16 protein-coding genes are annotated in these 13400 nt (G+C 68.4%); 12 read left to right on the forward strand and 4 right to left on the reverse strand.

The window, feature by feature from the left end:
- The first annotated feature begins 11 nt into the window (after window positions 1-11).
- From DMC61_RS32790 to DMC61_RS32800, 3 genes are read left to right on the forward strand one after another with little or no spacing between them, the layout of a single operon-like run.
- Window positions 12-815, forward strand: a complete 804-nt coding sequence (locus DMC61_RS32790; protein ID WP_125694127.1) for an ABC transporter ATP-binding protein — start codon at window positions 12-14, stop codon at window positions 813-815.
- Window positions 812-2185 carry a hypothetical protein gene (locus tag DMC61_RS32795; protein WP_125694129.1) on the forward strand — a complete coding sequence of 458 codons (1374 nt, stop codon included), beginning with the start codon at window positions 812-814 and terminating at the stop codon, window positions 2183-2185. Before DMC61_RS32790 ends, DMC61_RS32795 begins: the two co-directional genes overlap by 4 nt.
- Window positions 2186-2193: 8 nt before the next feature.
- Window positions 2194-2754 (forward strand): hypothetical protein, encoded by a 561-nt coding sequence (locus tag DMC61_RS32800; RefSeq protein WP_125694131.1) that lies wholly within the window; start codon window positions 2194-2196, stop codon window positions 2752-2754.
- 67 nt (window positions 2755-2821) lie between these two features.
- Here the strand turns inward: DMC61_RS32800 and DMC61_RS32805 are convergent, their stop codons facing one another.
- On the reverse strand, window positions 2822-3232 hold the full coding sequence (locus DMC61_RS32805; RefSeq protein ID WP_125694133.1) for a PPOX class F420-dependent oxidoreductase: 411 nt from the start codon (window positions 3230-3232) through the stop codon (window positions 2822-2824).
- A 131-nt stretch (window positions 3233-3363) separates the two neighbouring features.
- On the opposite strand from DMC61_RS32805, the gene DMC61_RS32810 reads away from it, so the two are divergent.
- Entirely contained in the window at window positions 3364-4068 is a 705-nt protein-coding gene (locus DMC61_RS32810) for a murein transglycosylase (RefSeq protein WP_125694135.1), read from the forward strand.
- Here the strand turns inward: DMC61_RS32810 and DMC61_RS32815 are convergent.
- Window positions 4041-4946 (reverse strand): NAD(P)/FAD-dependent oxidoreductase, encoded by a 906-nt coding sequence (locus tag DMC61_RS32815; protein ID WP_233595037.1) that lies wholly within the window; start codon window positions 4944-4946, stop codon window positions 4041-4043. The two genes, DMC61_RS32810 and DMC61_RS32815, sit on opposite strands and share 28 nt — an antisense overlap.
- Window positions 4947-5012: 66 nt before the next feature.
- On the opposite strand from DMC61_RS32815, the gene DMC61_RS32820 reads away from it, so the two are divergent.
- Window positions 5013-5582 carry a helix-turn-helix domain-containing protein gene (locus tag DMC61_RS32820; protein ID WP_007028810.1) on the forward strand — a complete coding sequence of 190 codons (570 nt, stop codon included), beginning with the start codon at window positions 5013-5015 and terminating at the stop codon, window positions 5580-5582.
- 9 nt (window positions 5583-5591) lie between these two features.
- Here DMC61_RS32820 and DMC61_RS32825 read toward each other — a convergent pair whose 3' ends face one another.
- Window positions 5592-6005, reverse strand: a complete 414-nt coding sequence (locus DMC61_RS32825; protein ID WP_125694140.1) for a tetratricopeptide repeat protein — start codon at window positions 6003-6005, stop codon at window positions 5592-5594.
- Between the two features lie 71 nt (window positions 6006-6076).
- Between DMC61_RS32825 and DMC61_RS32830 the strand changes: the two genes are divergently transcribed.
- Both DMC61_RS32830 and eno read left to right on the forward strand, forming a co-directional pair.
- On the forward strand, window positions 6077-6565 hold the full coding sequence (locus DMC61_RS32830; protein ID WP_125694142.1) for a VOC family protein: 489 nt from the start codon (window positions 6077-6079) through the stop codon (window positions 6563-6565).
- Window positions 6566-6668: 103 nt separating this feature from the next.
- Entirely contained in the window at window positions 6669-7955 is a 1287-nt protein-coding gene (gene eno / locus DMC61_RS32835) for a phosphopyruvate hydratase (RefSeq protein WP_016337276.1), read from the forward strand.
- Window positions 7956-8050: 95 nt separating this feature from the next.
- On the opposite strand, the gene DMC61_RS32840 is transcribed toward eno, so the two are convergent.
- Window positions 8051-8296, reverse strand: coding sequence for a hypothetical protein (locus tag DMC61_RS32840; protein ID WP_125694144.1), 246 nt, complete (start codon window positions 8294-8296; stop codon window positions 8051-8053).
- Here DMC61_RS32840 and DMC61_RS32845 point away from each other — a divergent pair.
- From DMC61_RS32845 to DMC61_RS32865, 5 genes are all read left to right on the forward strand, one after another.
- Window positions 8295-8657, forward strand: coding sequence for a septum formation initiator family protein (locus DMC61_RS32845; RefSeq protein WP_123799156.1), 363 nt, complete (start codon window positions 8295-8297; stop codon window positions 8655-8657). The two genes, DMC61_RS32840 and DMC61_RS32845, sit on opposite strands and share 2 nt — an antisense overlap.
- Window positions 8658-8675: 18 nt before the next feature.
- A complete protein-coding gene (locus DMC61_RS32850; RefSeq protein ID WP_016337274.1) occupies window positions 8676-9191 on the forward strand; it encodes a DUF501 domain-containing protein in 516 nt (171 codons plus the stop codon).
- 183 nt (window positions 9192-9374) lie between these two features.
- Window positions 9375-10535 carry a lytic transglycosylase domain-containing protein gene (locus DMC61_RS32855; RefSeq protein ID WP_125694146.1) on the forward strand — a complete coding sequence of 387 codons (1161 nt, stop codon included), beginning with the start codon at window positions 9375-9377 and terminating at the stop codon, window positions 10533-10535.
- Window positions 10536-10558: 23 nt separating this feature from the next.
- Window positions 10559-11512 (forward strand): Ppx/GppA phosphatase family protein, encoded by a 954-nt coding sequence (locus tag DMC61_RS32860; RefSeq protein ID WP_125694149.1) that lies wholly within the window; start codon window positions 10559-10561, stop codon window positions 11510-11512.
- A 257-nt stretch (window positions 11513-11769) separates the two neighbouring features.
- On the forward strand, window positions 11770-13389 hold the full coding sequence (locus tag DMC61_RS32865; RefSeq protein ID WP_016337271.1) for an ABC transporter substrate-binding protein: 1620 nt from the start codon (window positions 11770-11772) through the stop codon (window positions 13387-13389).
- Window positions 13390-13400: the final 11 nt, after the last annotated feature.

Consider the following 13400-nt stretch of genomic DNA (forward strand, 5'->3'; position numbering starts at 1 on the left):
GGGAGAACATGATGCGTGCTGTCGGGGCCGCGGAGGTCGCGCCGACGACCTACGCGTGGCAGATCAAGGCGGAGGGGCTGAAGGTCCGCGTCGGCAAACGCAAGTTCGCCGTGAACGGGCTCGACCTGGAGCTTGGCACGGGGGTGCACGGTCTGCTCGGCCCGAACGGGGCCGGGAAGACCACGTTGATCCGGGCACTGGCGACGGTGCTCCGGCCGGCGGAGGGAGGGCTGGCGCTGCTCGGTGAATCCGTCGGGGGGTTCACCGATCAGCGCCGCCTGCGCCGCCGCATCGGCTACCTGCCGCAGAATTTCGGTTTCTACAAGCGATTCACCGTCCGCGAGTTCGTCGAGTACATCGCCTGGCTGAAGGAAATGGCGGGAGAGGACATCCCGGCGGCGGTGCAGCGGTCGATCGAACGCGTCGGCCTCGCCGACCGCGCCGACGATCGGATGAAGACCCTGTCCGGCGGAATGGTGCGGCGGGTCGGGATCGCGCAGGCGATCGTGAACGATCCGGACATCCTCCTGCTGGACGAGCCGACCGCCGGACTCGATCCGGCGCAACGCGTGCGGTTCCGTGAGCTCATGCAGGAACTGGGCCGGGACGCCTGCGTCGTCGTCTCGACGCATCTCGTCGAGGACGTCGCGACGGCCTGCACCGACGTCGTCCTGTTCGCAAACGGGAAGCTCGTCTTCCAGGGCACTCCGGACGAACTGGTCGCGGCCGGGAGCGAGGAGCACGTCGGCGACAGCCCGATCGAGCGCGGTTATTCGGCGCTGCTGGGGCATGAGCCGGGGAAGGGGAACTGGTGAAAACGCGCGTCCTGCGGACCGAAGTCCGCCGTTCCATCGCCCCTTGGGCCACGCTCGCGATCCTCGTCGTCGCGTTCGGTTTCCTCTATTCGTTCAGTGGCCCGTGGACGAAGCCGCCGCTCGCCTGGGACGAGCACTGGACGCACGCCGCGGAGTGGAGCCGATTCCTGCTGGTGTTCCTGTGGCCGATCGCGATCGGCGCCGGAATCATCCAAGGTATGCGCGACAGCCGGTCCGGCACGGTCGAACTCATGACCACCATGCCGCGCCCCGGCTGGCAGCGGGCCGCGAAACTCGCCGGTGCGCTGGGCGGCCTTCTGGTGCTGGGCTTCCTGCTGATCTTCGCCGTCGGTGCCGTCCAATCCGCTTTCAACGGCGGGTTCTTCACCTTCGGCTGGCTGCCGATCGTCGTGGTCGGTGTGCTCGCGATGCTCGCGGGAGCCTGGATCGGGCTCGGGATCGGCCGGTTGCTGCCGCATCCGCTGACCGCGCCCGCGGTCGCCGTCGCCGCTTTCGTGGTCGTGCTCCTGTTCCAGTTCGCCGGGGCGGAGGGCAGTGTGCTGGCCGGGATCGTGCCGTTCCGGATCTCCTTGCTCTCTCCCGCGATGGACGTCGTCAGGGATCCGTTCAAGACCACAGCGGGATGGATGGATCTCGGGCAGGGGGTCTGGCTCGCCGGACTGGCCGTGACCGGATTCCTCCTGCTGGCCGCCCGCTCCAAGCCTGCGAAGTGGCTCGCCGTCGTCCCCGCCTTGGCGGCGGCCGTGATCGCCTTGCCCGTTCTTCCCGGCAGTACGGCCGAAGCCGAGGTCTCCGACCCGGCCGCGACCGAGATGGTCTGCGACGGCCCGGTCTGCGTTCCCCGCATGCTCGAAGCCGAACTGCCACGCCTCGCCGCGCCGGGCAAGGAAGCGTTGCGGCTGTTGGGAACCTTGCCGGACGCGCCGGTCAAGGTCGCGGCGCTGGACCGGCGGCTGGGCTACGACGAGGTGCCGCCGCGTGCCGCCGGCACCGTCTACGTGGACCTGGTGGATTGGTCCATCCGTTCGGTCCTGAATTCGGACGACATGACGCGGACGCTGGTCGCCGGCTCCGGGACGCCGACCTGTTACAGCCTTCAAGGCGTCAACGAGTCCTTTTTGGACGAACTCACCGCGCGGTCGATCTCGTCGAGCTGGTTCCTCGGCGAGTGGAAGGTGACCGGGGCTTCCTGGCTGAGCGACGACACGAAGAACGAGGTCGTGCGGAAGTGGGAGACCTTCCGTGCCCTTCCGCCCGATGTGCAGCGGGAGCGGATCATCGCGCAGCGGCAGGCCGGCTTGACCTGCCAGGGCAACCAGCTCGACGTCCTCCTCGGCGGCGCCCGATGAGGTGGGCGGTGCTGTACGCGCGCTCGCGCGCCATGCCCGCGTCCTTCGCGGGGCTGGCGGTGAGCATGGCCGTGATCTGGTTCCTCGCGCGGGACCACTGGACGAGGTTCCCGGTCTCCCTGGCGCTCCTGGTGGCGATCTCGGTGACCGCCATCGGCCTCAGCGGGCAGGACGCCGACCTCGACCGGACCGCCGCGATCCGCTGGGCACCTCGCCGCGTCCTGCATCTCCTGCTGATCGGCGGCCTCGGCGCCGGTGCCGCGCTGCTGCCGCGGTTGTGGGAGGCGGAGCGGGTCCCGGTGGAGATCATCGTGCGGAACGCGGGCGGGTTGCTCGGTCTCGCGGGGATCGCCGCGGTGTTGTTCGGCGGGGCCTTCGGGTGGACGTTGCCGCTGTTCGGCTTCGCGGTCACGTTCCTGGTCTGGGCCACCACGTCGAGCACGGAGAGCGCGCAGCTGGTGATCACGTGGCTCTTCCAGCCCGCCGGTGTCGCGGAAGCCACGTGGACCGCCGTGGTGCTCGCCGTGGCGGGCCTGGTGAGCTACGCGGTCTTCGGTAACCGCCGCTGAAATGTCATGAAAGGGTCGTTCCTGACGGGAAACGTCAGGAACGACCCTTTCATGACATCCGAAGGGCTCAGACGTCCCGGTTGTGCGGAACGAGATCGAGCAGATCGTGGTCCGGGTCGTCGACACCGAGGCTGATGATCCGCGACGGGTGGATCCGGATCACCGCGCCGTCGAACGGCCCGTCGGCCGTGCGGGCACCGGTGAGCGCCTCCGCCCGGCCGCGGATCTCGAGACAGCGGATCCTCGGCGGGTCCTGTGAAGGCATGTCGTCCACCACGAACGCGGCCCGCCCGTTCGCGGCCACGTTCCGGAACTTCTTGCTCTTCGCCAGTTCGTAGCCGGTGATGTCGATCGTCTTCGTCTCGGTGTTGTAGACGTAGCCGACCGGGCTGACCTGCAGCGTTCCGTCCGGCTGCGCCGTCGCGAGCCGTCCGAGCGCTTGGGTGGCGAGGTAGTCGAGTTCCGCTTCACTGAACATGGGGCCAGTGTCCGACCTCCACTTGACTGGAGGTCAACTGCTTTCACCGAAGTCCGTGAGACCGGTTTCCCAGTCGACTTCTTAAGCCGAATGGGTCATCGCCCGGAAGTGTGGCGAAGTAACCTGACCGGGTGGCTGAAACCGCCCAGAGCACCGAAGCGCCGGAGCACCCTGCCCGCCCTCTGCCGCCGTACGTGCCCAGGCTCGCCTTCGCGGGCGGGCTCGTGCTCACCGGCGTGGTGCTGATCATGACGGTCGGGGTGAACCGGCCGGGCGGGGAGGAGCCGCCTCCGGCACCTCAGCCCCAGCCCGCGCTCGCGGTTCCCGATCAGAAGCCGCAGCCCGGGGTGGCGACGCCGCGCGCCGGGCTCGCCGCGCCGCCCGACCGGCCCACCGTTTCCGACGCGGCCGAATTGGAGACCTGGGCGAAACGGGTGGCCGCGAAGACCCGGCTCTCCGTCACCGATCTGTCCGCCTATGGCCGGGCCGAGATGTGGCTCCGGCGGCAGAAGCCGGGCTGTCATCTCTCGTGGGCGACCCTCGCGGGCATCTCCCACGTCGAGACGGCGCAGGGCAGGCCCGGCCCGATCACGCTCTCGCCCGAGATCTGGGCCAAGCACTCCGCCCGCGCCAGGAGCGACGGCAAGCAGCCGGATCCGAAGGACCTCGACGACGCCGCCTTCGCCACCGGCCGCTACCTCTGCGCCGCCGGCGACGACGTCGCCACCCCGGACGGCTGGTGGAAGTCGATGCGGGTGTTCAACCCCGCGGTGCCCTACGTCCAGGAAGTCTTCAGCGCGGCCGACACCTACGCGGACGCCAGCGTCGCGCCCTGATCTTCGAGCACCAGATCGAAGTTGAGCGCCGACGCCATCCGGTAGGCGTCGCCCGCCGCGACGACGAGCTGCGCCATCGGATCGACGACGTTCCCCGCCGCCCAGACCCCGTCCACGTTCGTGCGCCCCTGTGCGTCCACCGCGATCGAGCCGCTTTCGGTACGGGCGCAGCCGACTTGGGCGAGCAGCCGGTCGTGCGGGACGAACTTCGGGCCGACGAACACGACGTCGCGTTCGACGAATTCGCCGTCGACGAGCCGGACACCGGTCAACCGGTCGTTTTCGACGGCGAGCTCGGACACCTTCCCGTCGACGATCCGGATGCCCAGCCCGGTCAGCTTCGCCCGGTCTTCGGCCGAGATCTGCTGGGTATGCGTGAAGAAGGTCAGGTCCTTGCTCCACTGCCAGACGATCAGCGCCTGGTGGATCGCCTTCTCGGACGTGGCGAGCACGCCGAACCGCTGATCGCGCACCTCCCAGCCGTGGCAGTACGGGCAGTGCAGCACGTCGGTGCCGAAGCGTTCCGCGACGCCGGGGACGTCCGGCAGTTCGTCGGCCAGCCCGGTGGTCACCACGATCCGGCGACCGCCGACGACCCGCCCGCTCGCCAGTTCCACCGCCTTGTCGTGCCGCAGCCGGTGGACGACGTCGTCGATGAGCTCGACGCCGTACGCGCGGACTTCGTCACGGCCTATCTCCAGTAGTTCTTTGGGCGGGATGCCGTCCCTGGTCAGGAAACCGTGGGCGTGCGCGGCGGGCGCGTTGCGCGGGGTGCCGCCGTCGATCACGGCCACCTTGCGCCGTGCCCTGCCCAGCACCAAGGCCGCGCTGAGCCCCGCCACGCCGCCACCGATGATCACCACGTCGAATTCGTTCATGGTCCCGAGCATCCGGATTTCTTCGAGGATTGGCAAAGTTCATTGCCGATTTGGCAAACTGGGGGCATGGAGGACATCGAACGGCGGCTCGCCGAGGTCGGCCCGAAGCTCAAGGCCCTGCGCAAGGAACGCGGCACCACCCTCTCCGCGCTCTCGGAGGCGACGGGGATCTCCGCCAGCACGCTCTCGCGGCTCGAATCGGGCACGCGGAAGGCCACGCTGGAGCTGCTGCTCACGCTCTCGGCGGCGCATCAGGTCCCGCTCGACGAACTGGTCGGCGAACCCGAACCCGCCGATCCGCGGGTCCGGATGAAGGCGCAGAAGTTCGGCCGGTTCACCGCGTGGGCGCTGACCGCGCAGCCGGGCCAGCCGCAGGCGTTCAAACTGCTGATCCCGGTCGAGGACATCGAGCCGGTGCAGCGCACCCACGAGGGTTACGAATGGATGTACGTCCTCAGTGGACGGTTGCGGGCGTTGCTCGGCGACCGCGACTTCACGATGGGTCCCGGCGAGGCGGCGGAGTTCGACACGCGGGTGCCGCACTGGTTCGGCAGCGCGGGGCCGGGGCCGGTGGAACTGCTGGTGCTCTTCGGCAAACAGGGCGAACGGGCGCATCTGCGCGCCAGGTCGAAATGAGGCGCCCGGTCAGTCGCGCAACGCGATCCGCGCGCTGACCTCGCTGATCGCCTCCAGATACTCCGGGATCGGGTGCATCGCCGACGCGATCCGCATCTGCGCGAGCGCCTCGGTCAACCGGCCGAGGCGCTGGAGGGTCCGTCCGAGTACGAACCGCGCGTAATGATCGGTGGGATCCAGCTCCAGCACCCGGGTGAAGGCACGCTCCGCCCGCCGCAACTGTGCGGAGTAGAAGTACGCGCGGCCAGCCAGCAACTGAACGCTCGGTTTGTCGGTTTCGTGTTCCAGCAAGGGCTCGAGTGCTTTGAGGGCGTCGAGCGGTCTGCGGCTTTCGACCAGCGCCTCCGCCTGCCGGAAGGCGCGGAACCGTGACTCGCCGGACGGGTCCGGGCCGGGTTCTGGGGCGGGTTCGGCATCCATCATGGTCCGCTCCACGATACGCCTGGGCAGGGCCGATCTCGACTGCTGAAACGGTCATGGTGGACTGTCCTGCCATGAGCGGTACCGAAGCGGATAGGCCCGAAACCGAGCCCGGATACCTCGGGCTCGCGCCATACCTTTACTACGCCGACGCCACCGAGGCGGTCGCGTGGCTGGTCAGAGTGTTCGGGTTCACCGAGGAAGTGCGCTTCGCCGACGCCTCCGGAGAGGTGTTCCAGGCCACGTTGTGCGCCGGCCCGGCCAAGATCCAGCTGGCCGGGGTCGGCCCCGAGTATTGGCAGGCGAAGGGCGTCGACGGTCCGGTCGGGCAGCTGAACATCGTCTACGTCGCCGACGCCGACGCGCAATACGAGCGGGTCCGGGCCGCCCTGGGCGACGACGTCGACATCGACGCTCCCCAGGACCAGCCGTACGGCGCCCGCGTGTTCACCGTCTCCGACATCGGCGGCAACAGCTGGACCTTCTGGCAGCAGTTCTCCGACACCGTCGAGCTTCCGTCGGGCTGGAAGGAAGTCCGGGCGGACGAACCAGCCGCGGAATAGTCTGGTCAGGGCGTGCTGTGGCGCGTGCCTCCAACGGGTGAACTGCGGTGACGGCTAGGCTGGGCCCGGTCACCGCAGGCACAACCCACATGAGGAGCATGGCGTGGCGCTCATCGAGCAGGTAGGCGCTCGCGAGATTCTGGACTCGCGAGGCAACCCGACGGTCGAAGTGGAGGTGGCTCTCGACGACGGCACGCTGGCGCGGGCCGCGGTCCCCTCGGGTGCGTCCACCGGCGAACACGAAGCCGTCGAGCTGCGTGACGGCGACACCGGCCGGTACAACGGCAAGGGTGTCGAGCGCGCGGTCGCGGCCGTCCTGGACGAGATCGGCCCGGACCTGGTCGGCACCGACGCCGTCGACCAGCGCATCGTCGACCAGAAGCTGGTCGACCTCGACGGCACGCCGGCGAAGTCCCGCCTGGGCGCGAACGCCATCCTCGGCGTTTCGCTCGCCGTCGCGAAGGCCGCCGCGGAGTCGGCCGAGCTGGAGCTGTTCCGCTACCTCGGCGGGCCGAACGCGCACGTGCTGCCGGTGCCGATGCTGAACATCCTCAACGGTGGCGCGCACGCCGACACCGATGTCGACATCCAGGAATTCATGATCGCGCCGATCGGCGCCGAGTCGTTCCGCGAGGCCCTGCGCTGGGGCACCGAGGTCTACCACTCGCTGAAGTCGGTCCTGAAGGGCCGCGGCCTGGCGACCGGCCTCGGCGACGAAGGCGGCTTCGCGCCCAGCCTGAAGAACAACCGCGAAGCGCTCGACCTGATCCTTCAGGCGATCGAGAAGGCCGGGTACGCCCCGGGCCGTGACGTCGCGCTCGCGCTCGATGTCGCCGCGACGGAGTTTTTCTCCGACGGCGCGTACACCTTCGAAGGCGCGAAGAAGAGCGCCGAGCAGATGTCCGCCTACTACGGCGAGCTCGTCCGCGACTACCCGCTCGTGTCCATCGAGGACCCGCTGAGCGAGGACGACTGGGACGGCTGGGTCCAGCTGACCACCGAGATCGGCGAGAAGGTCCAGCTGGTCGGTGACGACCTGTTCGTCACCAACCCGGACCGTCTCGAAGAGGGCATCACCCGCCGCGCCGCCAACGCGCTGCTGGTGAAGGTCAACCAGATCGGCACCCTGTCGGAGACCCTCGACGCGATCTCGCTGGCCACCTCCTACGGCTACAAGTCGATGATGAGCCACCGGTCCGGTGAGACCGAGGACACCTTCATCGCCGACCTCGCCGTCGCGACCGGTGTCGGCCAGATCAAGACCGGCGCCCCGGCGCGCGGCGAGCGGATCGCCAAGTACAACCAGCTGCTCCGCATCGAGGAGACCCTCGCCGACGCGGCTCGCTACGCCGGCGACCTCGCGTTCCCGCGGTTCAGCCCGGAGGGGTGAGTCGGAAGTGTCTTTTGATCTTTTGAAGTCGCGCCTTTTGGCCGTAAGGCCCCGCTATCGCGATGGCGGGGCGCCCTTCACGTGCTCAGTGGGCTTCAAGGCGGAACGCCGCGCCCCGGCAGCGCGATCGCGGTCGGCGCGATAAAGATGATGGCGGACCGGGGGAGGGCGCGGACGACGACCCGTCGTAGCGGCGGGCGCGCGAGCGGTGGCGGCTCCAGCAGGGGCCGCCGGCCGGAGCGTGCCCGTCGCACGACGACGACGGAGGTCCGCGCCCGAACCCGGCTGCGCCGCAGCCTGGCGGCGAAACGGGCATCGGGTGCCGCGAAGGTGCTCGGCATGTCCACCACCCGCCGGGCCGCGGTGGTGGCGATCGTGGTGTGCGCGCTCGCGTTCACCATCGCCGTCCCGCTGCGCACGTACCTCAGCCAGAAGTCCGAGGTGAACGAACAGCAGCAACTGCAGTCCGAACTGCAGCGCAGCGTCACCCAGCTGGAAGGCCGCAAGGCCGAGCTGAGCGACCCGGCGCAGATCGAGGCCGAGGCCCGTAAGCGGTTCGGTTTCGTGAAGCCCGGGGAGACGCCGTACATCGTGCAGCTCCCCGAGGACAAGGCGCCCGAGCAGGGGCAGCCGCAAGGTCAGCAGCCGGTGCCCGCGGGCTCCTGGTACGAGAAGCTGTGGGATCAGGTCGCGGGTGGCTGAAGCGCCCCCTTTAGCCTTATGGGTGTGAACAGCACGGAAAAGTCTTCCTTCGAGCCCGTGACCGACGCCGACCGCGAGATCATCGCGGAACAGCTCGGCCGGGCACCCCGTGCGCTGCGCGCCGTCGCCGCGCGCTGCCCGAGCGGCCACCCGTCGGTCGTGCAGACCAGCCCACGCCTCGACGACGGCACGCCGTTCCCCACGCTCTACTACTTGACCTGCCCGAAGCTGACTTCCATGGTCGGCACGCTCGAAGCGTCCGGGCTGATGAAGGAGATGACCGACCGGCTCGCGGAGGACCCGGAGCTGGCGGCCGCCTACCAGCGGACGCACGAGAGCTACCTCGCCGAACGCGACGCCATCGACCCCCTCGGTCACGAGGTCAGCGCGGGCGGGATGCCCGGCCGCGTCAAATGCCTGCACGTCCACCTCGCGCACACGCTCGCGGTCGGCCCCGGCGTGAACCCGTTCGGCGACGAAACCCTCGCTTTGCTGAAGTCGAACGGATGGCCATCGGGCGACTGCCAGGGGTAACACCGGCCGCCGGTGTACAGATAGTTCCTCCAGGCGGGTTAATTCACCCGATGTCGGCCAACTGGTCGTCCTCAATGGGGTGAAACCGGTCACCGCATGCGGCAGGCTGGGTACCGCTCGTGGGTTTGTCGGGGTGGGTGTACCGGATCACCTAGTCGTGATCCGCCGGGAGGGTTCAGAGGTATGCGCGTGAGGCAGATGCCAGGCGCGGTCTCCGGTCATGTCCGGAGACTCTGTCTCCGGCACCGCACGATCGCCGCGGTCGCCGGAGGTGTCCTCGCCATCGTCCCGGCCGGTGCCGCGGTCGTCGGTGCCGGCAGCTGGGCCGCGACGGCGAGCACGATCCATACCGACAACGTCGCCCTCGTCGGCGGCTATGACCCGAAGAACCCGCTGGTCCAGCAGATCGGTGTCGACGGCAGCCTGCCGAACGCGCCGACTCCGCTCCCGCTCCCCGCGGACGAACTCCCCAACGGTCCGCTCGGCATCCCGGTCACCGCGCTCGCCGCGTACCGCAACGCCGCCGACGTCCTCATCGCCGAACAGCCCGGTTGCCATATCGACTGGGCGCTGATCGCGAGTATCGGCCGGATCGAGTCCAACCACGCGCGCGGCGGTTACCTCGACGCGAAGGGCAACACGCTGGAGCCGATCCTCGGCCCGCAGCTCAACGGCGCCGGCCCGTTCGCGGCCATCCCGGACACCGACGGCGGCAAATTCGACGGAGACACGGTCTGGGATCGCGCCGTCGGCCCGACGCAGTTCATCCCGTCGACGTGGAAGGGCTACGCCTCCGACGGAAACGGCGACGGCGAGAGCAATCCGAACAACATCTTCGACGCGGCGCTGGGCACGGGCCGGTACCTGTGCTCCGGCGGCCTCGATCTGTCGAAACCGGATCAGCTGCGCGCGGCCGTGTTCCGCTACAACAACTCGGACACCTACGTGAACACCGTGCTGATCTGGGCCGAGGCCTACCGCACGGGAGTGCTGCCGACGCCGGACAGCAAGGTGCCCATCGGCGCCCCGAACGCCGGTGCCGCTCCGCCGCCGCCGTCGGTGCCGCCGCCTCCGGTGCCGTCGACACCACCCGGTTCGGTGACGCCGCCGCCGTCGAGCTCGCTGCCGCCGAGTAATTCGAGTTCGTCGTCCTCATCGAAGACGACCCCGAAGTTGCCGGCTTGCCCGACGGTCACCGTGACGGAGACGCCGTCGTCGACCTCGAACACAAGCACGAGTCCGACGACCACGAGCACGACGCCGACTCCGCCGCCGACCTGTTCCTCGCCGACGACGGTCACGACCACGGTGTCGTCGACGAGCAAAGCCGTCGACCCGACTTGATCGGCGTTGTCTAAGCTCGGGGCATGCCTCGTGTTGCCGCGATCGACTGTGGGACCAACTCCATCCGCCTGCTCGTCGCCGAGCTGACACCCCGCCACGACGGGACGGTCGACCTGCGCGACCTGCACCGCGAGATGCGGATCGTCCGTCTCGGCCAGGGTGTGGACGCCACCGGCAAGCTGGCGCCCGAGGCGCTCGAGCGCACCCGCAAGGCGCTGGCCGACTACGCGATCGCCGCGCGCCGCAAGGGCGTCGAGAAGGTCCGCATGGTCGCGACGTCCGCGACCCGTGACGCGAGCAACCGCGACGAGTTCTTCGCGATGACGCGCGAGATCCTCGGCACCGAGGCCGAGGTCATCAGCGGGGACGAAGAGGCCCGCCTGTCCTTCACCGGCGCGGTCGGCGAACAGGATCCCGACGACGGTCCCTTCGTGGTGGTCGATGTCGGCGGCGGCTCGACCGAACTCGTGGTCGGCACCTGGGACGGCCGCCAGGCCGAGGTCATCGCGGCCAAGTCGGTCGACATCGGCTGCGTGCGGATCACCGAACGCGCGCTGAAATCGGACCCGCCGACCGCGGCCGAGATCGCCGAAGCCCGCGAGCTGGCCGCGAAGGTGCTCACTGAGGCCTTCGACGTCGTGGACGTGTCCACCGCCAAGACGTGGATCGGCGTCGCCGGGACGGTCACGACCCTGACCGCCGTGGCGCAGGGTCTGTCGGAGTACGATTCCGAGCGCACGCACCTTTCCAAGCTCTCCCACGCCGACATCGACCGGGTCGCGCAGTCGCTCCTCACGGCCGACCACGCCACCCGCGCCGCGAATCCGGTGATCCACCCGGGCCGGGTCGACGTGATCGGCGGCGGCTCGGTGATCGTGCAGGTGCTGGCGGAGCAGTTCGCCACGCGCGGTGGTCCCGGCGAACTGGTGATCTCCGAGCACGACATCCTCGACGGGATCGCGTTGTCGTTGGCCTGACAGTCGGGTTTTCTCTTACGTGAAGCCATTTCTTTAGGTGATCAAGTGGTGACCTCCAGTCCGGATTGAGCCATTCGGCCCAGCACGGTTCCTACCAACGTTGTGCTCTAACCGGGTGGTCCGGGAGACCGTCACACATTTGCAACACCAACGCACTGTGATCGCCTTCACCTGTCCCATAGCGTCGTCTCACCTTCTGGGCGGTAGGGCGCGACCAGCGCCCGCCGGACTATCCGACGACGAGAGTTGGAGGGGACATGCGGGCTTCACGCGGGTTCTGGGGAGCGACGGCGGTGGTGGCCACGGCGGCCCTGCTGCTGACGGCCTGTGGGGGTGGTGGGTCCGGTGAGAACAAGGGATCCGGCGCCACCGACGCCAACGCGTCGGTTTCGGTCTACGGCACCGAGCCGGAGAACTCGCTGATTCCCGCCAACACCAACGAACTCGGTGGCTCCAAGGCCCTCAAGCCGGTCTTTTCGGCGCTGGTCGGCTACAAATCCGACACCGCCGAGCCGTACAACCTGATGGCCGAATCGATCAACACGACCGATTCCAAGGTCTTCGACATCAAGATCAAAAAGGGCTGGAAGTTCCACGACGGGACCGAGGTCAAGGCCAAGAACTTCGTCGACGCGTGGAACTACAGCGCGAACGGCAAGAACGGCATGCAGAACGCGTCGTTCTTCGAGCAGATCCAGGGCTACGACGAGATCAGCGCCAAGGAACCGGCCGTCAAGGAGATGTCCGGGCTCAAGGTCGTGAACGACTACGAGTTCCAGGTCACCCTCAAGGGCCCGTTCTCGGTGTTCGCCACCAAGATCGGTTACCTCGCCTTCGCGCCGCTGCCGGACAAGTTCTTCGCCGACCCCGAGGCGTTCGCCAAGGCCCCGATCGGAAACGGGCCGCTGAAGTTCGTTTCGCGCACGCCGAACCAGAACATGAAGCTCACGCGGTACGACGAGTACCAGGGCGAGGACAAGGTCAAGTTCAAGGACCTGGAAGTCCGCATCTACACCAGCCAGGAGACCGCGTACCAGGATCTGCTGAGCAACCGCCTCGACTTCATGGAGGCGCTCCCGCCCGCGGCGAAGGCCGGTGGCAAGTACAAGACCGACCTCGGTGAGCGTCTGGTCGAAGGGAAGCTGCTCGGTATCAGCGCGCTCGCGCTCCCGTACTACGTCCCGGGTTACAACAACCTCGACCTGCGCAAGGCGATCTCGCTGGCCATCGACCGCGAGCAGATCGTCAAGACCGTCATGAACGACACCTACGCGCCCGCCGACGGCTACGTGTCGCGCGGTATCGAGGGTTACCGGCCCGGTGTCTGCGGCGAGTTCTGCAAGTTCGACCCGGTGAAGGCCAAGGAGTTCTTCGCGAAGTCCGGTTTCACCGGCAAGCTGACCATCGCGTCGAACGCCGACGGTGGCCGCAAGGAGCCGCTGGTCGCGGCGTGCAACAGCATCAAGAACGCGCTCGGCGTCGAATGCGACTTCGTGCCGGCGACCGACTTCGGGCAGTGGCGCAGCATCGTCAACAACCGTCAGCTGACCGGCATGGGCCGCTCCGACTGGTCCGCCGACTACCCGTCGATCGAGAACTACCTGAACCCGCGCTACAAGAGCACCGGTTCGTCGAACGACTCCACGTACAACAACCCGGCCGTCGACGCGCTGCTGACCCAGGCGGACCAGACCGCCGACAAGGCGGCCGCGATCAAGCTGTACCAGCAGGCCGAGGACCTGATCGCGAAGGATCTGCCGCAGATCCCCGTATGGGAAGAGAAGGGTGTCGGCGGCAAGTCGAACCGGCTCAAGGTCGCGAAGCTCGACTTCGGCCGTCTCGCGGACTACTCGTCCATCGAGGTCGCGGCGAAGTAATCGCGTGGTCG

It is taken from the genome of Amycolatopsis sp. WAC 04169 (assembly GCF_003947535.1).
In the GTDB taxonomy this organism is placed as follows: Bacteria; Actinomycetota; Actinomycetes; order Mycobacteriales; family Pseudonocardiaceae; genus Amycolatopsis; species Amycolatopsis keratiniphila.